This window comes from Rhizobacter fulvus, from assembly GCF_964020785.1.
In genome coordinates, this window is sequence record NZ_OZ224516.1 from 428,502 (window position 1) to 451,579 (window position 23,078).

The following is a 23,078-nucleotide window of genomic DNA, read 5'->3' on the forward strand; positions in this document are numbered from 1 at the left end:
TCCGCCACCATGACCTCCGCCCTGCACTCCGCAACCGCACCGGAACCTCGCAATGGCGGCTTCCTGCGGCGCGGCCTGCGCACGCTCGGGATCTGCGTCCTGATCGCCGCGGTGCTGTCGGGGTGGATGGACTACTCGTTCCTCGCGAGCCTGGTGCATTCGGTCGCGATCGGCATGCTCTGCTGGATCATGATCGATCTGGGTCGCCAGCCGCTCGCGCGCTGGAAGCATCGCCACGCGCTGCCGGGCACGCCGGAGGCACTGAGCGACTGGCCGGGCTGGCCGCTGATGCTGCCGCTGATCGTCGTCGGCACGGTGTTCGGCTTCAGCGTCGGCAACACGGTGGCCGGCTGGCTCACCGGGCACCACAGCGGCGGGTTCTTCCGCGGCAGCCTGGCGCAGTCGTTCTGGCTGCTGATGGGCGCGGTGGTGCCCGGCCTGCTGATCACCTATTACTTCTATTCCCGCGAGACCATTGCTGCCAAGGAAGCGGCCATCCAGACCGCGCAGCGCCAGGCGGCCGAGCACCAGCTCAAGCTGCTCGAGTCGCAACTCGAGCCGCACATGCTGTTCAACACCCTGGCCAACCTGCGCGTGCTGATCGGGATGGACCCGCCGCGCGCACAGGCGATGCTCGACCAGCTGATCGCCTTCCTGCGCGCCACGCTGTCCGGCTCGCGCGTCGCCAAGCACCCGCTGCAGGCCGAGTTCGCGCGCCTGGCGGACTACCTCGCGCTGATGGAGTTGCGCATGGGCCCGCGCCTGCGCACGCACTTCGAGCTGCCCGCGGAGCTGGCAGAGCTGCCGGTGCCGCCACTGCTGCTGCAGCCGCTGGTCGAGAACTGCATCAAGCACGGTCTGGAGCCCGCGGTCGACGGCGGCCGCATCGATGTGAGCGCGGCGCGCGACGGCGGCGTGCTGGTGCTGCGCGTGCGCGACACCGGCGTCGGCCTGGGCGAGGCGTCGACCGACGGCACGCGCTTCGGCCTGGTTCAGGTACGCGAGCGCCTCGCCGCGCTGTACGGCGCGCGCGCCTCGCTGACGCTCGCCGCCGCCGACGATGCCGAGGGCGGCGCGCTCGCGACCCTGCGACTGCCGATCGACGGGGCAGCGACATGAGCACCCCCCTCACCGCGCTGATCGCCGAAGACGAGCCGTTGCTGGCCGCGAACCTGCAGGCCGAACTCGCGCGGGCGTGGCCGGAGCTCGCGGTCGTCGCCAACGTCGGCCACGGCGCGGCAGCAGTCGAGCAGGCGCTCGCGCTGCGGCCCGCGATCGTGTTCCTCGACATCCGCATGCCCGGCATGACCGGCCTGGAGGCCGCGCAGGCCCTCGCCGAGGACTGGCCGACCGATGGCGCGCCCATGCCGCTGGTGGTGTTCGTCACCGCCTACGACCAGTACGCGCTGCAGGCCTTCGAGCACGCCGCGGTCGACTACGTGCTGAAGCCGGTGCAGCCGGACCGCCTAGCTCAGACCTGCGCGCGCCTGCGTGCGGCATTGCAGGCGCGCACGAAGCCAGCGGCGGGGGGACTCGACGCGACGCTGGCGCAACTGCGCAGCCTGCTGGCCGCGCCGGGCGTCGGTGCACAGGCCGTCGCGCCCGGCGCGCCGCCGTGGCTGACCGTGATCCAGGCCAGCGTCGGCAACGCCGTGCACCTGGTGCCGATCGGCGAGGTGCTGTACTTCGAGGCGGCGGACAAGTACATCCGCGTGGTCACACCAGCGCGCGAGTACCTGATTCGCACGTCCTTGCGCGACCTGCTGCCGCAACTCGATGGGCAGCGCTTCCGGCAGATCCACCGCGGCACCGTGGTGCGCGCCGACGCGATCGCCACGGCCACGCGTGACGAGTCCGGCAAGGTCCACCTGACCCTGCGCGGACACGCCGACAAGCTCGTCGCGAGCCGCCTCTACGCCCACCTCTTCAAGGCGATGTAGCCGCGGCGTGCCGACCTCACATGCGGTGGAGCTGGCCGTCCTCGAACTTGACGCGATCGCCGCGACGCAGGTCGTCGACGCGCTGGAAGTCGAAGTCGCGCACGCTGCCGTCGTCGAAGCGCACGGTGACGCGGTAGACCTCGTCGTCGCGGCGCGTGCGCCCTTCGATCGCGTTGCCGGCCACCGCACCGCCGACCGCGCCTGCGCCGGTCGCGAGCGCCTTGCCGGTGCCGCTGCCGAACTGGTTGCCGATCACGCCACCGATCACTGCGCCGAGCACGGCACCCGCGCCGCTCGGGCGCTGCGAGACCTGGACGTAGCCGATGTTTTCCACCCGGCCGTATTCCGCATAGCGCGGCACCTGCCGGTTGACCGGCTGGGATTCGTACACGCGTTGGTCGCCGCGGTAGGACGGCGGCGCCGCGCAGGCGGTCAGCAGCGCCAGCGCGCCGAGGGAAGTGGCCAGGGAAAGTTGGCGGATACGCATTGCGGTCTCCTGAAGTTCTGGGATGGCGCCATCGTGTCGCCGCACCCCGGGCCGCCCGCTAGGCCGACCCGCGGTCCCGCTGTGGGGCCGGGCCGGTGCGCGGCGTAGTCATTCGCCCACAGCGGAGCGACTCAGCGGTGGCCGTGGCCGTCCCGGTCGCCGCGGTGGCCGTCGTGGTCGCGGCCGCCGCGATCCCCGCGGTGGTCCCAGCGACCCCGGTCATGGCCCCACGCCGGGTAGTAGCGCGGGTACACGATCGGTTGCGGCCGATAGTAGATCGGGCGCGGTTCGTAGATCACGCGCGGCGCGGCCCGGTAGACCGGCACGGGCGCATAGACCGGCGCCGGCGCGTACACGGGCTCGTCGTAGTAGTAGCCCGGCGCGTTGGACACGACCGCGCCCAGAACAGGGGCGTTGATGCCGATCGACCAGGACACGCCGGCGTGGGCGCTGGGGGAGGCGAGCGCGGCGCCGGCGGTGGCAAGCGCGAAGAGTGCGGACTTGATCATCTGGGACTCCTTCAGCGGGACCGCAATGCGGCCCGTGTGCATCTCCAACGCGAACCCCGGGGCGACGTTGACCGCGAAGAGGTATCCGCTGGTAAAGCGGGCCCCGCCGATAGAATCCCGCCACCGCCAGCGGCCCATCCGCGGCAGATGGATCCCATGACCGCACCCGTCGATTCCCAGCCCAAGCCCAGCAGCAACTTCTTGAGACAGATCGTCGAGCGCGACCTGGCCGACGGCACCTACGCGCAGCGCCGATTCGCCGGCAGCCCGGGCGACGCCGCGCACCACGCCGCCGGTCCGCTGGACCCGGCCAAGGTGCGCACGCGCTTCCCGCCCGAGCCGAACGGCTACCTGCACATCGGCCATGCCAAGAGCATCACGCTGAACTTCGGCCTCGCGGCGGAATACGGCGGCGTGTGCCACCTGCGCTTCGACGACACCAACCCCGAGAAGGAAGAGCAGGAGTACGTCGACAGCATCCTCGACGCCGTGACCTGGCTCGGCTACGGCTGGGAATCGAACGGCACGAGCCATCTGTACTACGCCAGCAACTACTTCGACTTCATGTACCGCGCGGCCGAGGCGTTGATCGATGCCGGCCTCGCCTACGTCGACGAGCAGACGCCGGAGCAGATGCGCGCCAACCGCGGCGACTTCGGCCACGCCGGCACGGACAGCCCGTTCCGCAACCGCACCCCGGCCGAGAACCTCGCGCGCTTCCGAGAGATGCGCGCCGGCGCGCTGCCCGACGGCGCGGCGGTGCTGCGCGCCAAGCTCGACATGGCGAGCCCGAACATCAACCTGCGCGACCCGGCGCTCTACCGCATCAAGCACGCCGAACACCACAACACCGGCAACGCGTGGTGCATCTACCCGATGTACGCCTACGCGCACCCGATCGAGGACGCGCTGGAAGGCATCACGCACAGCATCTGCACCCTCGAGTTCGAGGACCAGCGGCCGTGGTACGACTGGCTGCTCGACACGCTGTGCACGCTCGGCCTGCTGGCGCAGCCGCGCCCGCACCAGTACGAGTTCGCGCGCCTGAACGTGACCTACGTGATCACCAGCAAGCGCAGGCTGCGGCAGCTGGTCGACGAGCAGATCGTCGACGGCTGGGACGATCCGCGCATGCCGACGATCGTCGGCCTGCGCCGGCGCGGCTACACGCCCGAGGCGATCCGCCTGATGTGCGAGCGCGCCGGCACCAGCAAGGCCGGCGGCTGGACCGACTACGCGAGCCTGGACATCGCGCTGCGCGAAGACCTCGAAGGCAAGGCGCCGCGCGCGATGGCCGTGATCGACCCGATCAAGCTGAAGCTGACCAACTTCGGCGAGCTGTTCGGCGGCGACGACCGACTCGAACCCTGTCATGCGCCGGCCAACCCGCATCGGCCGGAACTCGCGCCGCGGGCGTTCCACCTCGGCCGCGAGCTGTGGATCGAGCGAGACGACTTCGCCGAGGTGCCGGCCAAGGGCTTCTTCCGCCTGTACCCGGGCAACCGCGTGCGGCTCAAGTACGGCTTCGTCGTCGAGTGCACCGGGTGCGAGAAGGACGCGAGCGGCGCGGTCACCGCGGTGACCGCGACCGTCGTGCCGGACACCCGCAGCGGCACGCCCGGCGCCGACGCGTTCAAGGTCAAGGGCACGATCACCTGGCTCGCCGTCGCCGACGCGCTGCCCGCCGAGCTGCGCCTGTACGACCGCCTGTTCACCGAAGCCCAGCCCGACGCCGGCGGCAAGGACTTCAAGGCCGCGCTGAACCCGGCCAGCAAGCGGGTCGTCCATGGCTACATCGAGCCGTCACTCGCGAACGCGCAGCCGGACGACAAGTTCCAGTTCGAGCGCCACGGCTACTTCGTCGCCGACCGGGTCGATCACGCCGCTGCCAGGCCGGTGCTGAACCGCATCGCCGGGCTCAAGGATTCCTGGGGCAAGTGACCCGGATTGACGCGGCTACTGGCCCGGCCCGGCGATGACCGCGCGCGAGGCGTCCGCCACGGCAGTGGCCGGCGGCGCCGCCGGCGACTGATCGAGCAACGCGACCAGCGGGCTGTTCAGCGCGCGGGCCTGTTGCAGGATCGAGCGGCTGGCGTCGTAGAACAGCTTGCGCGACGGGTCGGCGCCGCGTGCGATCAGGAACCCGACCAGATCGCGCTGCGTCTGCGGATGCGTCAGGAAGCCAGGGCGCAGCGCGCGCTCCAGCGGCGCCCACGCGAGTTGACGGCCCTGCGCCGCCGGCACGCGGTTGGCCAGTTCCGGCACGCGGGCGAGCCACCACTCGAGCGCGGCCCAATGGCTGTCGCGCAGCGCGAGTTCGAAACCGCCCGGGAGCTGGCCGTCGTGGCCACCGAGCCCGGCCTGCGCGGTGTGGCCGCGAGCCTCCAACGCGCGCGCCAGCGGCGTGGCCAACAGGTCGGGGTGGAGCGCGCCGAGGGGGCCGAAGCCGACCTGGCCGGGATCGAGCGCGCCCTGCTCGAGCCAGGTCGTCAGCACCGCATCGAGACCGACGCGGCGGGCGTTCGGGCAGCCGAGCATGCGCACCACGTCGTGCTGCACCGCGCGCGCATCGGCTTCGGCGAGCCAGCGCAACGCGCGCAACTCGCTGGGTGAAGCGGCCGCGAAGTCGGGACACGCGTTCGCCTGCGCCAGCTCGACCAGCGGCGAGCGCGCGCAGGCCTCCGGCGACGCCCCCTTGTCGATGAATTCCGGCAGCGCGGCCCAGAACCGCGGCTCGCGCGTCGCGACGGCCAGCACGCAGCCCTGCAGCCGCGGACTGCGCAGGTCCTGAACCCTGACGCTGCCCGGCACGAAGGCGCCACAGCGCACGTTGAGCGCACGCTGCACGCTGTCCAGGCGCTGGCACGGCGGGTCGTCGCCCTCGGTCAGGCGGCCGTGCACGTGCTTGACGACTTCCCAGGTCACGCTGGTGTCGGTCGCCAGACCCGCGGCGCCGAGCAGCACGCCGGTGGTCGTGCAGCCGCCGAGAGCCAACGCGGCGACGGCGATCGCACCGACCAGGGTCGCGCATCGCACCGCACCGAACAGCCATCTCGCCGCCATCTCACCGCTCCCGGGCCCTGCAGAAGGCCGAGCGTCGATCCTAGTGAGCGGCGCGGTGCCGGGGCGTGCATAAGTGGCAGCGGTCCGACCGATCGGGTTACGCGTTGTGACAGCGGCGTGGCGCCTCGTGCTGCGGCATCATCGCGCGATGAACCTCATGTCCCTTTCTGTCATGGTCGCGGCGCTCGCGCTCGCCGCGAACGCTCGTGGCCTCGAACTGCCGCAGCAACGCCTGGCGCCCGGTGGCGTGGCGCGCATCGATCTCGGCCCCGCGACGGACGCGCCCAAGGTGCGTTATCGCGATGTGCCGGCCCTGGTGGTGCGCGACGGCGGCCGGTGGACAGCGCTGGTCGGTCTGCCGCTCGCCACCGTGCCGGGGCCGGCCGAACTGACCGTCCAGGCTGCGGACGGCGGCCTTGCCACTATGTCGTTTGCGGTCAAGCCCTGGAAGTACGCGGAACAGCGGCTCTCGGTCGCGCCCGGCCAGGTCGATCTGGCGCCGGCCGATCTGGCCCGCTACGAGCGCGAGGCCGCGCACCTGAAGGCGATCGCCGCGACCTACTCCGAGACGCCCCCGGACACGCTGCGGCTGGCCGCGCCGGTGCCGGGCCGGCGCTCGAGTTCGTTCGGCCTGCGCCGCGTGTTCAACGGCCAGTCGCGCAATCCGCACAGCGGCATGGACATCGCCGCGCCGCAAGGCACGCCGGTCGTGGCGCCGGCCGCGGGCCGCGTGATCGACACCGGCGACTATTTCTTCAACGGCAACACCGTGTGGCTCGACCATGGCGGCGGCCTGCTGACGATGTACTGCCACCTCTCGGCGATCGGCGTGAGGGTGGGTGACGTCGTGGCGGCCGGCGCGCCGCTCGGCGCGGTGGGTGCGACCGGACGCGCCACCGGGCCGCACCTGCACTGGGGCGTCAGTCTGAACCGCGCGATGGTCGACCCGGCGCTGTTCCTGGCCGCGGAGCGCTAGGCGCGCGGCACCGAAGCTCAGCGGCCCAGCGCCTGATCGCGTTGCTGCTTCTCGGCCGCCGCGTCGGCCGACGATGGCGCCGGGCGCGCCGGCAAAGACGGCAAGCCGAGCCACCCCGCCAGCCCGCCGCCGGATTCCGGTTCGGCGCCGGATGCCGGTTCGGCCGGGGCCTCCGGCGGGTCGCGAACGACCTTCGGGAACTCGGCCTTCGCGTCGATCAGCTTGGCCTTCTGGCCCTGCTGCACGAACGCGCCGACCAGGCGCAGCGCGTTGTGCCCGCCCTGCCCCCAGTAGTTGCTGCGGATCGTCACCCGCGGGTCGTTGAAGCCGACCCACGCGCCCGTCACCAGCGTCGGGCTGATCAGCATGAACCAGCCGTCGGTATTGTTCTGCGTGGTGCCGGTCTTGCCGGCCAGGTCGCCCTTGACGTTCCACTCGCTGCGCACCGCGGTTCCGGTGCCGGTCTGCGGCACGCCGCGCATAACGTCGACGAGCTTGGCGACCAGCGTCGCGTCGAGCACCCGCTCGGGTGGACTCTCGAAGGTCTCGAGCACGCGGCCCTGCCGGTCGCTGATCTGGCGGATCAACAAGGGCGCGCGGCGCTCGCCGAGCGCAGCGAGCGTCGCGTAGGCCTGGCTCATCTCGTACAGGCTGACCGGGCTGGTGCCCAGCGCCAGCGACGGCACCGGATCGAGCTTGGCCTCGCGCACGCCGGCTGCACGCGCGAAGCCGACCACCGCCTCGGCGCCGACCTCCTGCATCACCTGCGCGGTGATCGTGTTCTTCGACTGCACCAGGCCTTCGCGCATCGTCATCATCTCGCCCGACGGGCCGCTGCCGTCGGTGGGCTGCCAGACGCCGCCGTCGGCCAGCGCGATGTCGATCGCACCGTCGAGGTAGCGGTGCTCGGTCGAGATGCCGCGCTGCATGGCGGCGCCGTAGACGAAGGGCTTGAAGGTCGAACCCGGCTGGCGCTTGGCCTGGGCCACGTGGTCGAACTGCTCGCGCGCGAAATCGGGACTGCCGACCCACGCGCGCACCGCGCCGGTGGACGGATCGAGCGCGATGAAGCCGGCCGACAGGCGGGTCTTCTCGTCGCGCAGTCTGTCCATCGTCGCGGTGTCGGCCAGCACGCTGGCGAGCGCCTGCGCATCGGTCTGCCCGGCCTGTTTGGCGAGCCGGAAGTCCGGCGTGTCGCGCGCCATCTCGGCCAGCATCGGCGCATGGGCGCGCCAGAACTCCGCAAACGGGGCGCCGGCGCCCTTGAGCGGCGCGCTGCCCGCGGCCGGCGGCTTGATGCGCACCGCGCGCATCCGCGCATCGGCCCACTCCTCGCCGGCCAGGCGCTGCAGCAGGCCGACCTGCTGCACCACCGCCTCCTGCGCGATGCGCTGCAGCCTGGCGTCCAGCGTGGTGCGAATCACCAGGCCGTCGGTGTCGAGGTCGACATCGTGCGCGTCGGCCCACTCGACAAGCTGCTCCCGCACGTACGCGACGAAATGTCTGGCCTGGCCGATATCGCCGTCCTCGGGCCGCTTGAACGCGAGCACCAGCGGCTGCTGGCGCAGCTGGTCGTAGCGCGTCGGGGTCAGGTCCCCGCGCCGCACCATCTGCGCCATCACCAGGTTGCGGCGTTCGCGCGCGCGCTCGGGGTTGCGCACCGGGTTGTAGCGCTGCGTGCCCTTGAGCATGCCGACCAGCGTCGCGCACTGCGCGGTGTCGAGCTGCGACGCGGGCTTGTCGAAGTAGGTGCGCGCGGCCATCTCGATGCCGCGCACGTTGTAGAGGAACGGCGCGGAGTTGAGGTAACTCTCGAGGATCTGCGCCTTGGTGCTGGTGCGCTCCAGGCGCAACGCCGTGATCGCCTCGCGCAGCTTGCGGTTCAGGCTCTTCTCGTTGCCGATCTCCTGCGGGAACAGGTTGCGCGCCAGCTGCTGCGTGATCGTGGAGCCGCCCTGCATGCGCCCGTTGACGATGCCCCAGGCCGAACCGACGATGCGCGCGGGGTCGATGCCGTGGTGTTCGTAGAAGCGCCGGTCCTCGGTCGCGATCAGCGCGTTGACCAGGTCCTTCGGCACGTCCTTCAGCGTGACCGGCGCCTGGTAGACATTCGAGAACCGGCCGATCACTTCGCCGTCGGACGACAGGATGACGCTGGGGCGCATCGATTGCGCGCGGCGAAGTTCGTCGACGTCCGGCGTCGAGTAGACCAGCACGCAGATGTAGACGGCGCCCGCGGCGGCGGCGGCGGTTGCGGCCAGGCCGGCCCATTGCAGCGCCCGTGTCAGTCGTCGCGGCCAGCGGCGGGGAGATTCGGTGGGAGGGCGCCCCGGGTCGGCGGGATCCTCTATGTCGTTCGGCATCGGAGCGAATGGTCGCACAGCGCCGGCGGGCCAGGTGACAGGGTGTGGCGCGACCGGCGGTCGGAGCGAGCCTACAGGCCGCGCCGACGGCGCACGGTGCATGTTGGAGAATCGCTGTCCAGCCCGGCCCGCGCGCCGCGGTGTCGGCGCGCGCCGGCCCCGGTGCGTTGTGATCGGGCGCCACTGAACTTTTCCCGCGGCCGCCCACTCTGTCGGCGGTTGCCATCACAAGGACCAGAACGTGAATCGTCGCGATTTCTCCACCCGCCTCGTCGGCACCGGCCTCGGTGCCGCTGCCGCCTCGCTGTTCGCCACGGGGTCCCACGCCCAGGCGGGCGCGCCGGTCGAGGGCCGGCAGTTCACCAAGATCGAGCCGCCGGTGCCGGTGATGAACCCGGCCAAGCTCGAGGTGATCGAGTTCTTCTCGTACGCCTGCCCGCACTGCAATGCGTTCGAGCCGACGGTGGCGGCCTGGTCGAAGGCGCTGCCTGCGGACGTGGCCTTCCACCGCGTGCCGGTGCCGTTCCTCGCGAACTTCGAGAACCTGATGCGCACGTACTACTCGCTCGAGACGATGGGCCAGGTCGACGCGATGCAGCGCAAGGTCTTCGCGGCCATCCACGTCGAGCGCAACTACCTCGACAAGCCGGCCGACATCGCCGCGCTGATGGCGAAGAACGGCGTCGACGCGGCCAAGTTCACCAACGTCTTCAATTCCTTCTCGGTCGCGACGAGCGTGGCCCGCGCCAAGAAGATGATGGCCGCGTACAAGATCGATGGCGTGCCGACGATGGTCGTTCAAGGCCGCTACGCCACGTCGCCCGGCCAGGCCGGCGGTCTCGAGCAGGCGACCGCCGTGGTCGACTACCTGCTGCAGCGCGCCCGCAGCACGAAGAGCTGACCCGGTCGCGTCAGCCGCGCCGGCTCTTCGCCTTGCGCGAGTCGAGCTCGGCGAGCTGAGCCTTCAGCAGCAGCACCAGCACGCGGGCGTTGTCCTCGCTCAGGCTCAGGACTGACGAGGGCATGCCCTCGTCGCGCGCTGGCGTCGGCTGGACCAGCGCGTCGATCTGCGCGCGGATCAACCCATGGCCATGGGCCATGGCCTTGACCTTCTGCACTTCGATGTTCCAGGTCTTCATGTCGTGACCGCCTCCTCCAGCGATTCGAATACGAGCGTGCTCGCGGGCGCCGGCATTCCGGCCTCGGCGACGAGTCCGAGCCGCTCGGCCACCTGTCGCGGATCGTTCAGGGTGCGCACCGCCTGGTACGCCACGTCGGCCTGCGGGTGGCGGCGGCGCAGGTAGTTGAGCCATTGTTTCAGGCGCCCGGCGCGCGCCTTCGGCTCGACGTGGCTGCAGACGAGTTGCCAGAACGATGCGAGCAGGGGTTGCAGCGCGGCCCAGGCGAGCCCGTCCGCGGCCGCGTCGCCCCGGTCGGCAGCGCGGATCGCGAGCGCCAGGCCCGGGTCGCTGACCATGCCGCGGCCGAGCATCAGCGCGTCGCAACCCGAGCGCTCGCGACACCGGCGCGCATCGGCCACGCTCCAGATCTCGCCGTTCGCGATCACCGGCACCGCGACCGCGGCGCGGATGTCGGCAATGCGCTCCCAGTACGCCGGCGGCCGGTAGCCATCGGCCCGGGTGCGGGCATGCACGACCAGTTCCTCGGCGCCGCCCGAGACGATCGCCAGCGCGCAGTCGAGCGCGCTGTCCGGGTCGTCGAAGCCGAGCCGCATCTTGGCCGACACCGGCATTGCCGCCGGCACCGCGCGGCGCACCGCGGCGACGATCCGGTTCAGCAGCGCCGGGTCCCGCAGCAGCGCGGCGCCGCCGCCATGGCGGTTGACGATCTTGGCCGGGCAGCCGAAGTTCAGGTCGATGCCGGAGGGACCGAGGCCCGCCGCGCGCGCCGCGTTCTCCGCCAGGCAGACCGGGTCGGAGCCCATCAGCTGCAGCCGCACCGGCACGCCGGCGCGCGTGCGCCCGCCATTGTTCAGTTCGGGCACGACGCGTGTGAACACGCGTTCCGGCAACAGCGTGCCGGTGACGCGGATGAATTCGGCCACGCAGCGGTCCACGCCGCCGGCGCGCGTCAGGATGTCGCGCAGCGTGTGGTCGAGCAAGCCCTCCATCGGGGCCAATAGGATGGTCATGCAGCGAGTGTCCCCGATTCCGCTAGAGTCCCGCGATCCGTGCTTTGAGATGACTCGATGAACCTGATCTACGTCGGCGACGCCATGTGCTCCTGGTGCTACGGCTTCGCGAAGCCGCTCGACGACCTGCTGGCCGATCCGCAAGACGCCGCGCCGCTGCAACTGGCGCTGGTGATGGGCGGGCTGCGCCCGTTCACGACCGAGCCGATCGCGCCGGAGCGCGCCAGCGAGCTCGCGGGCCACTGGCACCGCGTGGCCGAGGCGAGCGGCCAGCCGTTCGCGCAGGCGCCCCACACGGCGCTGCACCTGCCCGGCTTCGTCTACGACACCGAGCCGGCCGCGCGCGCGACGGTGACGGTGCGCACGCTCTGGCCGCAGCACGTCTGGCGCTACTTCAAGGCCGTGCAGCACGCGTTCTATGCCGAGGCGCGCAACGTCGTCGACCCGGCCGTGCTGGCCGACATCGCCGTCGAGCTGGGCCTGCCGCGCGCCGAGTTCGGCCAGGCGTTCGCATCGCAGAAGATGCGCGACCTGACGATGCAGGATTTCCAGCAGTCCCAGGCCTGGGGCATCCGCGGCTTTCCGACGCTGGTGGCCGAGCACGATGACCACCTGCACCTCGTCGGCAGCGGCTTCATGCCCATCGGCACGCTGCGCGAGCGGTTGAGCGGCGCGGCGAGCGTCCACAGCCACGAGCACGACCCTTCCCACTGACATCCGCACGACACCGCATGAAGATGAAAATCCGCCCCCCCCTGCTCGCCGCGCTCGCGGCTTCGATCTCGCTCGGCGCGCTCGCGCAAACCGACCTGCTGGCCACGGCCAGGCAGGACAAGGGCGCCACCGTGACGCCCTCGGGCCTCGTCTATCAGTCGTTGACCACTGGCAAGGGCGCCACGCCCACGGCCGCCGACATCGTCAAGGTCCACTACCGCGGCGTGTTCGCCGACGGCCGCGAGTTCGACAGTTCGTACAAGCGCAACGCGCCGGCCGAGTTTCCGCTGGGTGGCGTCATCAAGTGCTGGACGGAAGGGGTGCAGCTGATGAAGGTCGGCGGCAAAGCGAAGCTGACCTGCCCGGCCGCGCTGGCCTATGGGGAACGCGGCGCGGGCGGCGGGCTGATCCCGCCGAACACGCCGCTGCAGTTCGAGGTGGAATTGCTCGGAATCACGAAGCCCTGAACGCAGGGCTCGCGTCTCAGCCGCCGACCTTCAACTGGTTGTCGACCGCGACGACGCCCTTGACGTTCTGGGCCAGCGTGGTCGCATGTTCGCGCGCCTCGTTGCTCGGCGCGGAACCCTTGAGCACCACCCGGCCCTGCGAGGTGTCGACATTGATCTTCATCGCGCTGAGGTTCGCATCCTTGGCGAGTTCAGCCTTCACCGAGGTCGTGATCATCGCGTCGTCGATCTTGTTGCCGATCTTCGCGCCGGTTTTCTCGACCGCATTGCCGGCCCGGTCCATCGCGACCGCCGTGTCATTCTTGGCAGCAGCCTGTTCGCGCTTGTCGCAGCCGGCGAGCGCCAGGGTCGCGACCATTGCGCCGATCGTCATCGTCAGGATTCGTTGCTTCATCGAGGTTCTCCTGTTTGGCCGGCATGCCCGGCGAGGTGAGACAACCTTAGAAGCCCGGCGCGAGGGCTGCCGTCGGCAGCGTGGCGAATCGGCTGTCGGACAGTGCCCATCCGGCGCCGCCCTTCCCGGCCGACGCAGCGCTCAGTGCGGGACGCTGGGGCGCACCATCGGGTACGCGTACTCCCGGCCGATGACGGCGCGGGCATACAGATAGTTGTCGCGGGCCCGGTCGCTCAACGAGTCGAGTGCCACCTGCCCCTGCTCGTCGCACGGGAAGGAGAGTGCGCGACCCTCGTGGAACAGGGACTGGAAGCGGATTTCGTAAGAAGCGTTCATAGAGCGTCACTCCTGTGTCGGTGGCATCGTCGGATCGACCGGCGCCTGCAAGCAGTATCGACATCAACGCGGGACGGCGATGTCAGGACGACTCGGCACGCCGTGTCAGTGAAGCGCCATCCACGACGTCGGGCCGACGGCCGCGATAATCTCGAATGACCCGCTCCGACACCCCCTCTTCCCCTGTCGACCGACCCGCCGACGGCCCCTCGTTCGATCGCCTCGCGCTCTCGCCGGCGCAACGTGCCAACCTCGTCACGCTCGGCTACCTCGCGATGACGCCGGTTCAGGCGGCCAGCCTGCCGGCCGCGCTGGCCGGCGACGACCTGATCGTCCAGGCCCAGACCGGCAGCGGCAAGACCGCCGCATTCGCGCTGGCGCTGCTGGCGCGCCTGAAGCTCGACGACCAATCGCAGCCGTTCGCGGTGCAGGCGCTGGTGCTGTGCCCGACCCGCGAACTCGCCGACCAGGTCAGCACCGAGATCCGCCGGCTGGCCCGCAGCGAGGACAACGTGAAGACGCTGACCTTGTGCGGCGGCGTGCCGCTGCGCAACCAGCTCGCGAGCCTCGAGCACGGGGCGCACGTGATCGTCGGCACGCCGGGCCGCGTGCTCGACCACCTCGACCGCGGCGCGCTGCGCCTCGATGCGCTGCGCACGCTGGTGCTCGACGAGGCCGACCGCATGCTCGACATGGGCTTCCTCGACGACATTGCCCGCGTCGCCAAGCTGTGCCCCAGGGAGCGCCAGACCCTGCTCTTCTCGGCCACCTACCCCGACGGCATCGCGCAGCTCGCGCAGCAGTTCATGCGCGCCCCGACGACGGTGACGGTGCGCGCGCAGGTCGACGCCGCGCAGATCGAGCAGCGCTTCTATGAAGTCAAGGACAGCGAGCGGCTGCATGCCGTCTCGCTGCTGCTGAACCACTTCCGCCCCGCCAGCGCGCTGGCGTTCTGCAACACCAAGCAACAGTGCCGCGACCTGGTCGACGTGCTGAAGGCCCAGGGCTTCGCCGCGCTGGCGCTGCATGGCGAACTCGAACAGCGCGAGCGCGACCAGGTGCTGGTGCAGTTCGCGAACCGCAGCTGCTCGGTGCTGGTGGCGACCGACGTGGCGGCGCGCGGCCTGGACATCGCCCAGCTGGAAGCCGTGATCAACGTCGATACGACGCCGGACCCGCAGTTGCACATCCACCGCATTGGGCGCACCGGCCGCGCCGACGCGACGGGCCTGGCGCTGAGCCTGGCCAGTCTCGACGAGATGGGCAGCGTCGGCCGGATCGAGCAGGTGCAGGGCCGCGAGGTGACCTGGTTCCCGCTCGCCGAACTCACGCCCGCGCCTGGCGGGCGGTTGCTGCCGCCGATGGTGACGCTGCAGATCGTCGGCGGCCGCAAGGAAAAGATCCGCCCCGGCGACGTGCTGGGCGCGCTGACCGGCGAGGCGGGCTTCAGCGCCGCGCAGATCGGCAAGATCAACGTCAACGAGTTCTCCACGTACGTCGCGGTCGACCGCCAGATCGCGAAACAGGCGCTCGAGCGGCTCGCCGCCGGCCGCGTCAAGGGGAAGAAGGTCAAGGTCCGGCTGGTCCAGGAGTAGCGCCCCCCGACGCATGCGCGGGGCCGTTGCCTACAGGCGCGCGGCGGTGCGCGCGCGAGAGTCGGACCGATGAAGATCACGCTCATCGCCCTCGCGGCCGCCACCGCCGCGCTCGTCGGTTGCGGCGACATCGCCACGCTCACCGTCGACGCCGGCACCGGCGCCAACCCGGCGCTCCCGCCGCCCCACAAGACGCTGCTGCCGACCGTCAACATCGCGCCCGCGCGTGGCTGGGCCGACAGCGAAACGCCGACCGCCGCGGCCGGCACGAGCGTCAAGGCGTTTGCGCGCGGCCTCGATCACCCGCGCTGGCTGTACGTGCTGCCGAATGGCGACGTGCTGGTCGCCGAGACCAACGCACCGCCCAAGCCCGAGGACCACAAAGGCTTGCGCAACTGGGTGATGGGGCTGGTGATGAAGAAGGCCGGCGCCGGCACGCCGAGCGCGAACCGCCTGGTGCTGCTGCGCGACGCCGATGGCGATGGCGTGGCCGAGACGCGCACGGTATTCGCCGAGAACCTGAATTCCCCGTTCGGCATGGCCCTGGTCGGCAACGACCTGTACGTCGCCGACACCGATGCGCTGGTGCGCCTGCCCTACACGCCGGGCGCGACGCGCGCTGGCGGGCCGGCGCAGCCCGTGGTCGAGCTGCCCGCCGGACCGCGCAACCACCACTGGACCAAGAACGTGATCGCGAGCCGCGACGGCACGCAGCTGTTCGTCACGGTCGGCTCGAACAGCAACGTCGGCGAGAACGGCATGGCCGCCGAAGAGGGCCGGGCCGCGATCTGGCAGGTCGATCCGAAGGCGGGGACCAAGCGCCTGTTCGCGACCGGCCTGCGCAACCCGAACGGCATGGCCTGGGAGCCGACGACCCGCACGCTGTGGACGGTCGCGAACGAGCGCGACGAGATCGGCAGCGACCTGGTGCCGGACTACCTGACCTCGGTGCGCGAGGGCGCGTTCTACGGCTGGCCGTACAGCTACTACGGCCAGCATGTCGACGCGCGCGTCACGCCGCCCCGGCCGGACCTGGTCGCGAAGGCGATCCCGCCGGACTACGCGCTCGGGCCGCACACCGCGTCGCTCGGCCTCGCGTGGTCCCAGGGCACCAGTTTGCCGGCGCGCTTCGCGAGCGGCATGTTCATCGGCCAGCACGGCTCCTGGAACCGCCAACCGCACAGCGGCTACAAGGTCATCTTCGTCCCGTTCAGCGGCGGCAGGCCGACTGGCGCGCCGGTGGACGTGCTGACGGGCTTCCTGACCGAGGACGGCAAGGCCCACGGCCGCCCGGTCGGCGTGGCGCTCGATGCGAAGGGTGCGCTGCTGGTCGCCGACGACGTCGGCAATGTGATCTGGCGGGTCAGCGCAGCGCCATGACGGCCCGGTACGCCGCCGCGCCACCGACGGCGCTGGCGAACGTGCCCCAGGCCATGTCGACCGCCGCCATCGTCAGCGTGTAGCCGCGCAGGATCGCGAGGTTGGTCAGGTCGTACACGCCGAACGCGGCCAGGCCGAGCACCGCGCTTCGCAGCGCCGCCTCGCCGAGGCTCGCCGCCGGCGTCAGCGCGAGGTAGACGATGACCGCCGGGAAGCCGAGGTAGTAGATCGCCGCCGGCACGATGCGCACGGAGTCCGTCATCAGCGGTCCGAGTTGCTCGCGGTAGAAGTCCTTCGCGAGCCAGCCGAGCCAGACGCCGTCGAGCGCGCCCATCACAACGAGCGCGACCGCGTACGCGGCGAGCAACTGAATCAATGTGAAGCGCTGGGACGACATGCCGATGGACTCCGGGAGCAGGTTGCCCGATCACACCACATCGCGGCGCGTGGCGCTTCGGCCCGGATTTCCGGGGTGCTATGGAATGATCGAGGCACCGCGCGCCGCGGTCGGACGCCACCTCGCCAGCATGCCATTGCCATCACGGAAGAACACCTCGTCCCAACGTGCGCTGCGCCTCGTCGCGCTGATGGAAGCCGTCAAGGGCTTGATCGTCTTCGGTGCCGGCTTCGGGCTCTTGGCGCTGCTGCATCGCGACGTTCGACACATCGCCGAGTCCCTGGTCACGCGGCTGCACATCGACCCCGAGAACCACTTCGCCGGCATCTTCCTGCATGCCGCCGCGCGCCTGACCGATGCGCGGTTGTGGGGCTTCGCCGCCCTCGCGCTGGCGTACTCGGCGCTGCGCTGGACGGAGGCGTGGGGCCTCTGGTTCCACCGCCGCTGGGCCGAATGGCTGGGCGCGGTCGGCGGCGCGATCTACCTGCCGGTCGAGCTCTATGAGCTGTGGCACCAGCCGAGCCCGATCAAGCTGGCGACGCTGACGCTCAACCTCGCGGTCGTCGCCTACCTCGGGTGGACGCTGCGTCAGAGCCGCGCCGCGGTCCGCTAGCTCGCCGCCAGTTCGGGCGCCGGCTCGTCGTCCTCCTCGCCGAGGAAGCCGCCGCTCTGGTGCGCCCACAGCCGCGCGTACAAGCCGCCCTGCGCGAGCAGGCTGCGGTGGTCGCCCTGTTCGACGATCCGGCCCTGGTCGAGCACGATCAGCCGGTCCATCGCGGCGATCGTCGACAGCCGGTGCGCGATCGCGACCACCGTCTTGCCCTCCATCAGCCGGTACAGGCTGGCCTGGATCGCGGCCTCGACTTCCGAGTCGAGCGCGCTGGTGGCTTCGTCCAGCAGCAGGATCGGGGCGTCCTTCAGCATCACGCGTGCGATCGCGATGCGCTGGCGCTGGCCGCCGCTGAGCTTGACGCCGCGCTCGCCGACGTGGGCGTCGTAGCCGGTGCGTCCCTTCGGGTCGGCCAGGCCGAGGATGAACTCGTGCGCCTCGGCGCGCCTGGCGGCGACGATCATCTGCGCGTCGCCGGCATCAGGCCGGCCGTAGAGGATGTTGTCGCGCACCGAGCGGTGCAGCAGCGAGGTGTCCTGCGTGACCATGCCGACCTGCGCGCGCAGCGAATCCTGGGTGCCGTGGGCGATGTCCTGGCCGTCGATCAGCACCCGGCCGCCTTCCACGTCGTACAGCCGCAGCAGCAGGTTGACGATCGTGCTCTTGCCCGCGCCGGAGCGCCCCACAAGGCCGACCTTCTCGCCCGGGCGGATGTGCAGCGACAGGTCGTCGATCACGCGCTTGCTGCCGCCATAGCCGAAGCTCACGTGCTCGAAGCGCACGTCGCCCAGGCTCACCTGCAGGGGCTTGGCGTCGGGCCGGTCGACCACCGCGTGCGGGCGGCTCAGCGTGTTGATGCCGTCCTGCACGGTGCCGATGTGCTCGAACAGCGACGCCATCTCCCACATCACCCAGTGCGAGATGCCGTTCAGGCGCAGCGCCATCGCGGTCGCGGCCGCGAGCGCGCCCACGCCGACCTGGCCCTGCGTCCACAGCCACAGTGCGGACCCGGTCGTGCTCGCGATCAGCGCCATGCTCAGCGCGTGGTTGACGATCTCGAACGCCGTCACGAGCCGCATCTGCGAGTGCACCGTGCCGAGGAACTCCTGCATCGCCGAGCGCGCATAGCCTGCCTCGCGGTGCGAATGCGAGAACAGCTTGACGGTCGCGATGTTGGTGTAGGCGTCGGTGATGCGGCCGGTCATCAGCGAGCGCGCATCGGCCTGTGCCTTGGCGACCCGGCCGAGGCGCGGCACGAAGTACCAGAGCGCCCCGCCGTAGCAGACCAGCCAGCCGGTGAACGGTGCCAGCAACCAGCGGTCGAAGCTGCCGAGCATCGCCATGATCGTGACGAAGTAGATCACCACGAACACCATCAGCTCGGCCAGGATCATCCACGCGTCGCGCACCGCCAGCGCGGTCTGCATCACCTTGGTCGAGATGCGGCCGGCGAACTCGTCCTGGTAGAAGTGCATGCTCTGCGCGAGCATCAGGCGGTGGAAATTCCAGCGCAGCAGCATCGGGAAGTTGCCCGCCAGCGCCTGCTGCTTCAGCAGCGACTGCACCGCCACCAGCCCGATGCTGGCGATCAGCACGCAGGCCAGCAGGATCAGGTTGTGTCCCTGATCGGCCCACAGCCGCGCCGGCGTGGTGGCGCCGAGCCAATCGACCACGCGGCCGAGGAACGCGAACAGCAGCGCCTCGAAGGCGCCGATGACCGCGGTGCACAGCGTCATCGCGATCAGGTACGGGCGCAGCCCGCGCGTGCAGGCCCACAGGAACGGGAAGAAGCGCTTGGGCGGGGGCGAAGGCTCGGCGTCCGGATAGGGCTGCACGAGCTTCTCGAAGAACTGGAACACGCGGGATCTCCGGCGGGTCGTCTGGGCGCGAGAGGTTAGCCGAAGCCGGCCTGCGGCGTGTCGGCGGTGATTGCGCACCAACTTGGTTCATTCACGGGCATATCGCACGTTAGAGGTGCCGCCCTTCAACCGCTTGCCCTTGGTTCGTGCATGGCATAGGGTTTTCCCTCACAATACAAACCCTAGCAACTCTGAAGACCATCATGTTTTCCGTCCTCCAGTCGATCAAGAACCTGTTCAACGTGTCGGCGAATCCGGCCCAGGATCGCGACGACCAGTACCTGGCCGACGCCGCCGACATCTACGACCTCGAGCGTCGCATGCGCCAGGTCGACTCCGGCCGCCACAACCTGTACGCCATCGGCTCCTACGGCATCTTCATGCGCTGATGCCTAGAGCGTCTTGCGCGTGACCGTCCCGGCGACGCGCCGCAGCAGCCACTTCGGAGTGGCGCGCGCCGCCAGCGTCGCCGCGAGGTTGGCGACGCCGGGGACGCGGATCACCTCGCCCCGCAGCAGGGCCTTGTAGCCCGCCATGGCAACCTCGTCCACGTCGCCGACCAGGAAGCCCGGCAGCCTGCCCAGCTGGTCGTTGGCTGCTGCAGCCGTCTCGAGCATGCCCGTCGCGGTGATGCCGGGACACAGGGCGGTGATCGTCACGCCCGTTCCCTTCAGTTCCTCCGCGAGCGACTCGGTCAGCGAGAGCACGTAGGCCTTCGTGGCGGCATAAGTCGCGAGGGTGGGCACCGGCTGAAATGCCGCGATCGACGCGACGTTGAGCACGCGCCCGAAACCGCGCTGCTGCATCGGCGGCAGGAAGTGCGCCAGCATCCCGGTCAGCCCTGCCACGTTCAACGCGATCAGCTCCTGGTGCCGCTGCGGGCGCATGTCGGCGAACGCGCCCTGTTCCAGCACGCCGGCGTTGTTCACCAGCATGTCGACCGCGATGCGCTTGCGCTTCAACGCCGCGGCCAGCAGCCGGGGCGCGTCCGGCTCCGACAGATCGGCCGGCTGCACGATCACCTTCACGCCATGCGCGGCCTCCAGTTCCGCGGCCAGTGCCTTCAGCTTGCCGGCACTGCGCGCCACCAGCACCAGTGCGTGCCCGTCGGCCGCGAAGCAACGCGCCAGCGCCTCGCCGATGCCGGACGACGCCCCGGTGATCAAGGCGGTGTGGGCAGTCGTCGTGGCCATCGCGTGTCTCCCTCTCGTTCGTGTGCTTCACATGGTGCCACGCCGATGACATGAAACGAAACACGCCGATACCCCGGTGAAAGGACGCCGCGGGCCCGGCCCGGCACGATGAGCTCTCCCAACCATCCCCGAGGTCATCCCCATGAAACGATCCATCAAACGCATCCTCGCCGCCGTCTTCGGCACCGCCCTCCTGGTCGGCGGCCTGACCGCCTGCGGCGGCCACCATGGCGGCTGGAGCCGCATGAGCGACGGCGATTCGACGCAGATGCGCGAACGCATGATCGAGCGCGCCGGCAAGGAGTTGAAGCTCGACGACGCGCAGAAGCAGCGCCTGGGCGTGCTGGCCGACAAGCTGCGGGAGTCGCGCACCGCCGTGATGGGCGGCACCGACCCACGCGCCGACATGATGGCGCTGGTCGCCGGCCCGAAGTTCGACCGCAACAGCGCCCAGGCGATGGTCGAGGCCAAGACGGCCGCGGTGCGCGCGAAGAGCCCCGAGGTCATCACCGCCGCGGCCGACTTCTTCGACAGCCTGAAGCCCGAGCAACAGCAACAGGTGCGCGAGTTCATGAACAAGCGCCGCGGCGGCCACGGCCGCAAGTCCTGAGCCGATGCGGCGCAAGGGAGAATCGCCCGATGCGCCGCATCCTGCTGATCGACGACGACGAGTTGCTCGCCGCGCCGCTCGCCGCCTTCTTCGGCCGCTTCGAGTTCATGCTCGACGCGGCCGTCCGGCCGAGCGCCGGCCTCGCGATGCTGCGCGCCACGGCCTACGACGCGGCGATCCTCGACGTGATGCTGCCCGAGATGGACGGCTTCGAACTGTGCCGCACGATCCGCCGGGACAGCGACATCCCGATCATCATGCTCACCGCCCGCGGCGACGTGATGGACCGGGTCGTCGGCCTGGAGATCGGCGCCGACGACTATCTGCCGAAGCCGTTCGAACCGCGCGAATTGCTGGCACGCCTGCAGACCGTGCTGCGCCGCGCCCGCGCGCCGGTCGGGGCGAACCTGAAGCGCCTCGCGTTCGACGGCCTGCAGATCGACCTCGAGCGGCGCCAGGTCGAGTGCGGTGGTCGGCCGGTCGAGCTGACCGGCACCGAGTTCGACCTGCTGGTGCTGCTCGCGAGCGAGCCGAACAAGGTGTTCAACCGAGACGAGATCCTGAACCGGCTGCGCGGCACCGACGCCGACCTGCACACCCGTGCGGTCGACATCCTGATCAGCCGGCTGCGTCGCAAGCTCGAGCCTCTGGACCCGATCAAGACGCTGCGCAACGCCGGCTACACGTTCGCCGGGGCGCGCGCGTGAACGGCGCGGCCCGCGCCTGGCGGCGCCTGCGCCACTCGCTGCGCGCGCGGCTGACGCTGCTGTTCCTGCTGCTCGCGCTGGCGATGACGCTGATCTTCATGGGCGGCATGCAGGCAGTGATGCGCTCGGGCTGGCAGGAGCTGGCGCGGCCGCTGATCGCCGACTACGTCGACCGGCTCGCCGCCGAGATCGGCACGCCGCCGGATGTCGCGAAGGCGGAAGCGATCGCGCGCCGGCTGCCGCTACGCATTCGCATCGAAGGGCCGGTCGTGAACTGGACTTCACGGCCTGGGGAGATCGACGACGCCCGCCGCGACCGCCACCGCCACGACGCCGACCATCCGCCGAGCCCCTGGCGCCCGGTGCGCGAGTTGGCCGACGGCCACCGCATCCTCTTCGGTCTGGCCAGCCTGCCGCGCGACGATGCGCCGGAGGACCGCGCGCGCCTGATCGGCTGGGCCACGCTGCTCGCGATGCTGGTGCTGGTGGCCGTGGCCTACCTCTGGGTGCGGACGTTGCTGCGACCACTGGCCGACATCCGCGCCGGCGCGATCCGCTACGGCGCCGGCGACTTCTCGCAGCCGATCCCGGCGCGTACGCCGGACGAACTCGGCGAGCTCGCCCGGCAGGTCAACGGCATGGCCGACGGCCTGCACGGCCTGCTCGATGCGAAGCGCGAGCTGCTGCTCGCGATCAGCCACGAACTGCGCTCGCCGCTGACCCGCGCCCGCCTGAACGCCGAGCTGGTCGACGAGGGCGCCGCTCGCGATGCGCTGCTGCGCGACCTGGGCGAGATGCGCGACCTGATCACCGACCTGCTCGAGAGCGAACGCCTGACCGCCGGCCATGCCGCGCTGCGCACCGAACCGGCCGACCTGAACGCGCTGGTGCGCGAGGTGGTGGCGCAGTCCTTCGCCGATCGTGCGCCGAGGCTCGCCTTGGCCGCCGACTTGCCGGCGCTGGCCGTCGACGCCACGCGCATCCGCCTGCTGCTGCGCAACCTGCTCGACAACGCACTGCGCCACAGCGCCGGCGACGCGCTGCCGCCCGTCGTGACGACCGCGTTCGATTCGGACTCGGTCACGCTGCAGGTGCGTGACCACGGCCCCGGCGTCGACGAGGCGCAGCTGCCGCTGCTCGCGCAGGCCTTCTACCGGCCCGACAGTGCCCGGCGCCGCGCGACCGGCGGCGTCGGGCTGGGGCTGTACCTGTGCCGCCTGGTCGCGCAGGCCCATGGCGGTTCGATGTCGCTGCGCAACGCCCATCCCGGGCTGCAGATCGACGTGACGCTGCCGCGGCGCGGCAGCTGACGCACGTCGACCGACG

25 protein-coding genes are annotated in these 23,078 nt (G+C 70.8%); 14 read left to right on the forward strand and 11 right to left on the reverse strand.

Translation table 11 applies throughout. From position 1 onward, the window contains the following. Positions 1-9 precede the first annotated feature (9 nt). On the forward strand, positions 10-1,119 hold the full coding sequence (locus ACWH49_RS02050) for a sensor histidine kinase (protein WP_448169930.1): 1,110 nt from the start codon (positions 10-12) through the stop codon (positions 1,117-1,119). Further along, entirely contained in the window at positions 1,116-1,940 is an 825-nt protein-coding gene (locus tag ACWH49_RS02055; protein WP_448169931.1) for a LytR/AlgR family response regulator transcription factor, read from the forward strand. Before ACWH49_RS02050 ends, ACWH49_RS02055 begins: the two co-directional genes overlap by 4 nt. Before the next feature lie 16 nt (positions 1,941-1,956). Here ACWH49_RS02055 and ACWH49_RS02060 read toward each other — a convergent pair whose 3' ends face one another. Continuing rightward, the gene (locus ACWH49_RS02060) at positions 1,957-2,427 is read right to left on the reverse strand and encodes a glycine zipper 2TM domain-containing protein (RefSeq protein WP_056464253.1); all 471 of its coding nucleotides are present in this window, start codon (positions 2,425-2,427) and stop codon (positions 1,957-1,959) included. 131 nt (positions 2,428-2,558) lie between these two features. Continuing rightward, a complete protein-coding gene (locus tag ACWH49_RS02065) occupies positions 2,559-2,936 on the reverse strand; it encodes a hypothetical protein (protein ID WP_448169932.1) in 378 nt (125 codons plus the stop codon). A gap of 156 nt (positions 2,937-3,092) precedes the next feature. Here ACWH49_RS02065 and ACWH49_RS02070 point away from each other — a divergent pair, with 156 nt between their 5' ends. Beyond that, a complete protein-coding gene (locus tag ACWH49_RS02070; RefSeq protein WP_448169933.1) occupies positions 3,093-4,877 on the forward strand; it encodes a glutamine--tRNA ligase/YqeY domain fusion protein in 1,785 nt (594 codons plus the stop codon). A 15-nt stretch (positions 4,878-4,892) separates the two neighbouring features. Here ACWH49_RS02070 and ACWH49_RS02075 read toward each other — a convergent pair whose 3' ends face one another. Beyond that, positions 4,893-5,999 carry a hypothetical protein gene (locus tag ACWH49_RS02075; RefSeq protein ID WP_448169934.1) on the reverse strand — a complete coding sequence of 369 codons (1,107 nt, stop codon included), beginning with the start codon at positions 5,997-5,999 and terminating at the stop codon, positions 4,893-4,895. Between the two features lie 157 nt (positions 6,000-6,156). Here ACWH49_RS02075 and ACWH49_RS02080 point away from each other — a divergent pair, with 157 nt between their 5' ends. Further along, positions 6,157-6,975: a peptidoglycan DD-metalloendopeptidase family protein gene (locus ACWH49_RS02080; protein WP_448169935.1), complete on the forward strand. Its 819-nt coding sequence runs from the start codon at positions 6,157-6,159 to the stop codon at positions 6,973-6,975. Between the two features lie 17 nt (positions 6,976-6,992). Here the strand turns inward: ACWH49_RS02080 and ACWH49_RS02085 are convergent, their stop codons facing one another. Beyond that, on the reverse strand, positions 6,993-9,338 hold the full coding sequence (locus ACWH49_RS02085) for a penicillin-binding protein 1A (protein WP_448169936.1): 2,346 nt from the start codon (positions 9,336-9,338) through the stop codon (positions 6,993-6,995). Positions 9,339-9,579: 241 nt separating this feature from the next. Here ACWH49_RS02085 and ACWH49_RS02090 point away from each other — a divergent pair, with 241 nt between their 5' ends. Then, on the forward strand, positions 9,580-10,239 hold the full coding sequence (locus ACWH49_RS02090) for a thiol:disulfide interchange protein DsbA/DsbL (protein ID WP_448169937.1): 660 nt from the start codon (positions 9,580-9,582) through the stop codon (positions 10,237-10,239). Between the two features lie 10 nt (positions 10,240-10,249). On the opposite strand, the gene ACWH49_RS02095 is transcribed toward ACWH49_RS02090, so the two are convergent. Both ACWH49_RS02095 and ACWH49_RS02100 read right to left on the reverse strand, forming a co-directional pair. Then, complete coding sequence (locus tag ACWH49_RS02095) at positions 10,250-10,477, reverse strand: hypothetical protein (RefSeq protein ID WP_448169938.1); 228 nt, start codon at positions 10,475-10,477, stop codon at positions 10,250-10,252. After that, positions 10,474-11,490 (reverse strand): tRNA dihydrouridine synthase, encoded by a 1,017-nt coding sequence (locus ACWH49_RS02100; RefSeq protein ID WP_448169939.1) that lies wholly within the window; start codon positions 11,488-11,490, stop codon positions 10,474-10,476. Before ACWH49_RS02100 ends, ACWH49_RS02095 begins: the two co-directional genes overlap by 4 nt. Before the next feature lie 57 nt (positions 11,491-11,547). Between ACWH49_RS02100 and ACWH49_RS02105 the strand changes: the two genes are divergently transcribed. Together ACWH49_RS02105 and ACWH49_RS02110 are read left to right on the forward strand one after the other, a co-directional pair. Continuing rightward, complete coding sequence (locus ACWH49_RS02105) at positions 11,548-12,204, forward strand: DsbA family protein (protein ID WP_448169940.1); 657 nt, start codon at positions 11,548-11,550, stop codon at positions 12,202-12,204. 17 nt (positions 12,205-12,221) lie between these two features. Beyond that, a complete protein-coding gene (locus ACWH49_RS02110) occupies positions 12,222-12,671 on the forward strand; it encodes an FKBP-type peptidyl-prolyl cis-trans isomerase (protein WP_448169941.1) in 450 nt (149 codons plus the stop codon). Between the two features lie 16 nt (positions 12,672-12,687). Here the strand turns inward: ACWH49_RS02110 and ACWH49_RS02115 are convergent, their stop codons facing one another. Together ACWH49_RS02115 and ACWH49_RS02120 are read right to left on the reverse strand one after the other, a co-directional pair. Next, the gene (locus ACWH49_RS02115; RefSeq protein ID WP_448169942.1) at positions 12,688-13,065 is read right to left on the reverse strand and encodes a BON domain-containing protein; all 378 of its coding nucleotides are present in this window, start codon (positions 13,063-13,065) and stop codon (positions 12,688-12,690) included. A 141-nt stretch (positions 13,066-13,206) separates the two neighbouring features. Next, a complete protein-coding gene (locus ACWH49_RS02120) occupies positions 13,207-13,401 on the reverse strand; it encodes a hypothetical protein (protein ID WP_448169943.1) in 195 nt (64 codons plus the stop codon). A 155-nt stretch (positions 13,402-13,556) separates the two neighbouring features. On the opposite strand from ACWH49_RS02120, the gene dbpA reads away from it, so the two are divergent. Beyond that, entirely contained in the window at positions 13,557-14,996 is a 1,440-nt protein-coding gene (gene dbpA, locus ACWH49_RS02125; RefSeq protein ID WP_448169944.1) for an ATP-dependent RNA helicase DbpA, read from the forward strand. A gap of 69 nt (positions 14,997-15,065) precedes the next feature. Continuing rightward, positions 15,066-16,376: a PQQ-dependent sugar dehydrogenase gene (locus ACWH49_RS02130; RefSeq protein WP_448169945.1), complete on the forward strand. Its 1,311-nt coding sequence runs from the start codon at positions 15,066-15,068 to the stop codon at positions 16,374-16,376. Here the strand turns inward: ACWH49_RS02130 and ACWH49_RS02135 are convergent. Then, positions 16,360-16,773 carry a DUF2177 family protein gene (locus tag ACWH49_RS02135; protein ID WP_448169946.1) on the reverse strand — a complete coding sequence of 138 codons (414 nt, stop codon included), beginning with the start codon at positions 16,771-16,773 and terminating at the stop codon, positions 16,360-16,362. The two genes, ACWH49_RS02130 and ACWH49_RS02135, sit on opposite strands and share 17 nt — an antisense overlap. 85 nt (positions 16,774-16,858) lie before the next feature. On the opposite strand from ACWH49_RS02135, the gene ACWH49_RS02140 reads away from it, so the two are divergent. Next, positions 16,859-17,386 carry a DUF2127 domain-containing protein gene (locus tag ACWH49_RS02140; protein WP_448169947.1) on the forward strand — a complete coding sequence of 176 codons (528 nt, stop codon included), beginning with the start codon at positions 16,859-16,861 and terminating at the stop codon, positions 17,384-17,386. On the opposite strand, the gene ACWH49_RS02145 is transcribed toward ACWH49_RS02140, so the two are convergent. Beyond that, complete coding sequence (locus tag ACWH49_RS02145; RefSeq protein WP_448169948.1) at positions 17,383-19,242, reverse strand: ABC transporter ATP-binding protein; 1,860 nt, start codon at positions 19,240-19,242, stop codon at positions 17,383-17,385. The two genes, ACWH49_RS02140 and ACWH49_RS02145, sit on opposite strands and share 4 nt — an antisense overlap. A 203-nt stretch (positions 19,243-19,445) precedes the next feature. Between ACWH49_RS02145 and ACWH49_RS02150 the strand changes: the two genes are divergently transcribed. After that, positions 19,446-19,631: a DUF3563 family protein gene (locus tag ACWH49_RS02150; protein ID WP_056464287.1), complete on the forward strand. Its 186-nt coding sequence runs from the start codon at positions 19,446-19,448 to the stop codon at positions 19,629-19,631. Positions 19,632-19,634: 3 nt separating this feature from the next. On the opposite strand, the gene ACWH49_RS02155 is transcribed toward ACWH49_RS02150, so the two are convergent. After that, entirely contained in the window at positions 19,635-20,435 is an 801-nt protein-coding gene (locus ACWH49_RS02155; RefSeq protein WP_448169949.1) for an SDR family NAD(P)-dependent oxidoreductase, read from the reverse strand. 142 nt (positions 20,436-20,577) lie between these two features. On the opposite strand from ACWH49_RS02155, the gene ACWH49_RS02160 reads away from it, so the two are divergent. The 3 genes from ACWH49_RS02160 to ACWH49_RS02170 are packed head-to-tail and all read left to right on the forward strand — an operon-like array spanning position 20,578 to position 23,062. After that, positions 20,578-21,045, forward strand: a complete 468-nt coding sequence (locus ACWH49_RS02160) for a Spy/CpxP family protein refolding chaperone (RefSeq protein WP_448169950.1) — start codon at positions 20,578-20,580, stop codon at positions 21,043-21,045. A 29-nt stretch (positions 21,046-21,074) separates the two neighbouring features. Continuing rightward, positions 21,075-21,752 (forward strand): response regulator transcription factor, encoded by a 678-nt coding sequence (locus ACWH49_RS02165; RefSeq protein ID WP_448169951.1) that lies wholly within the window; start codon positions 21,075-21,077, stop codon positions 21,750-21,752. Beyond that, on the forward strand, positions 21,749-23,062 hold the full coding sequence (locus tag ACWH49_RS02170; RefSeq protein ID WP_448169952.1) for an ATP-binding protein: 1,314 nt from the start codon (positions 21,749-21,751) through the stop codon (positions 23,060-23,062). The genes ACWH49_RS02165 and ACWH49_RS02170 overlap by 4 nt, the downstream gene beginning before the upstream one ends. The last annotated feature ends 16 nt before the right edge of the window (positions 23,063-23,078 follow it).

Excerpts from the sequence above, each read along its gene's own strand:
- ACWH49_RS02050 (WP_448169930.1), top strand. The coding sequence starts at position 10 with ATGACCTCCGCCCTGCACTCCGCAACCGCACCGGAACCTCGCAATGGC.
- ACWH49_RS02055 (WP_448169931.1), top strand. The coding sequence starts at position 1,116 with ATGAGCACCCCCCTCACCGCGCTGATCGCCGAAGACGAGCCGTTGCTG.
- ACWH49_RS02060 (WP_056464253.1), bottom strand. The coding sequence starts at position 2,427 with ATGCGTATCCGCCAACTTTCCCTGGCCACTTCCCTCGGCGCGCTGGCG.
- ACWH49_RS02065 (WP_448169932.1), bottom strand. The coding sequence starts at position 2,936 with ATGATCAAGTCCGCACTCTTCGCGCTTGCCACCGCCGGCGCCGCGCTC.
- ACWH49_RS02070 (WP_448169933.1), top strand. The coding sequence starts at position 3,093 with ATGACCGCACCCGTCGATTCCCAGCCCAAGCCCAGCAGCAACTTCTTG.
- ACWH49_RS02075 (WP_448169934.1), bottom strand. The coding sequence starts at position 5,999 with ATGGCGGCGAGATGGCTGTTCGGTGCGGTGCGATGCGCGACCCTGGTC.
- ACWH49_RS02080 (WP_448169935.1), top strand. The coding sequence starts at position 6,157 with ATGTCCCTTTCTGTCATGGTCGCGGCGCTCGCGCTCGCCGCGAACGCT.
- ACWH49_RS02085 (WP_448169936.1), bottom strand. The coding sequence starts at position 9,338 with ATGCCGAACGACATAGAGGATCCCGCCGACCCGGGGCGCCCTCCCACC.
- ACWH49_RS02095 (WP_448169938.1), bottom strand. The coding sequence starts at position 10,477 with ATGAAGACCTGGAACATCGAAGTGCAGAAGGTCAAGGCCATGGCCCAT.
- ACWH49_RS02100 (WP_448169939.1), bottom strand. The coding sequence starts at position 11,490 with ATGACCATCCTATTGGCCCCGATGGAGGGCTTGCTCGACCACACGCTG.
- ACWH49_RS02105 (WP_448169940.1), top strand. The coding sequence starts at position 11,548 with ATGAACCTGATCTACGTCGGCGACGCCATGTGCTCCTGGTGCTACGGC.
- ACWH49_RS02110 (WP_448169941.1), top strand. The coding sequence starts at position 12,222 with ATGAAGATGAAAATCCGCCCCCCCCTGCTCGCCGCGCTCGCGGCTTCG.
- ACWH49_RS02115 (WP_448169942.1), bottom strand. The coding sequence starts at position 13,065 with ATGAAGCAACGAATCCTGACGATGACGATCGGCGCAATGGTCGCGACC.
- ACWH49_RS02120 (WP_448169943.1), bottom strand. The coding sequence starts at position 13,401 with ATGAACGCTTCTTACGAAATCCGCTTCCAGTCCCTGTTCCACGAGGGT.
- dbpA (WP_448169944.1), top strand. The coding sequence starts at position 13,557 with ATGACCCGCTCCGACACCCCCTCTTCCCCTGTCGACCGACCCGCCGAC.
- ACWH49_RS02130 (WP_448169945.1), top strand. The coding sequence starts at position 15,066 with ATGAAGATCACGCTCATCGCCCTCGCGGCCGCCACCGCCGCGCTCGTC.
- ACWH49_RS02135 (WP_448169946.1), bottom strand. The coding sequence starts at position 16,773 with ATGTCGTCCCAGCGCTTCACATTGATTCAGTTGCTCGCCGCGTACGCG.
- ACWH49_RS02140 (WP_448169947.1), top strand. The coding sequence starts at position 16,859 with ATGATCGAGGCACCGCGCGCCGCGGTCGGACGCCACCTCGCCAGCATG.
- ACWH49_RS02150 (WP_056464287.1), top strand. The coding sequence starts at position 19,446 with ATGTTTTCCGTCCTCCAGTCGATCAAGAACCTGTTCAACGTGTCGGCG.
- ACWH49_RS02155 (WP_448169949.1), bottom strand. The coding sequence starts at position 20,435 with ATGGCCACGACGACTGCCCACACCGCCTTGATCACCGGGGCGTCGTCC.
- ACWH49_RS02160 (WP_448169950.1), top strand. The coding sequence starts at position 20,578 with ATGAAACGATCCATCAAACGCATCCTCGCCGCCGTCTTCGGCACCGCC.
- ACWH49_RS02165 (WP_448169951.1), top strand. The coding sequence starts at position 21,075 with ATGCGCCGCATCCTGCTGATCGACGACGACGAGTTGCTCGCCGCGCCG.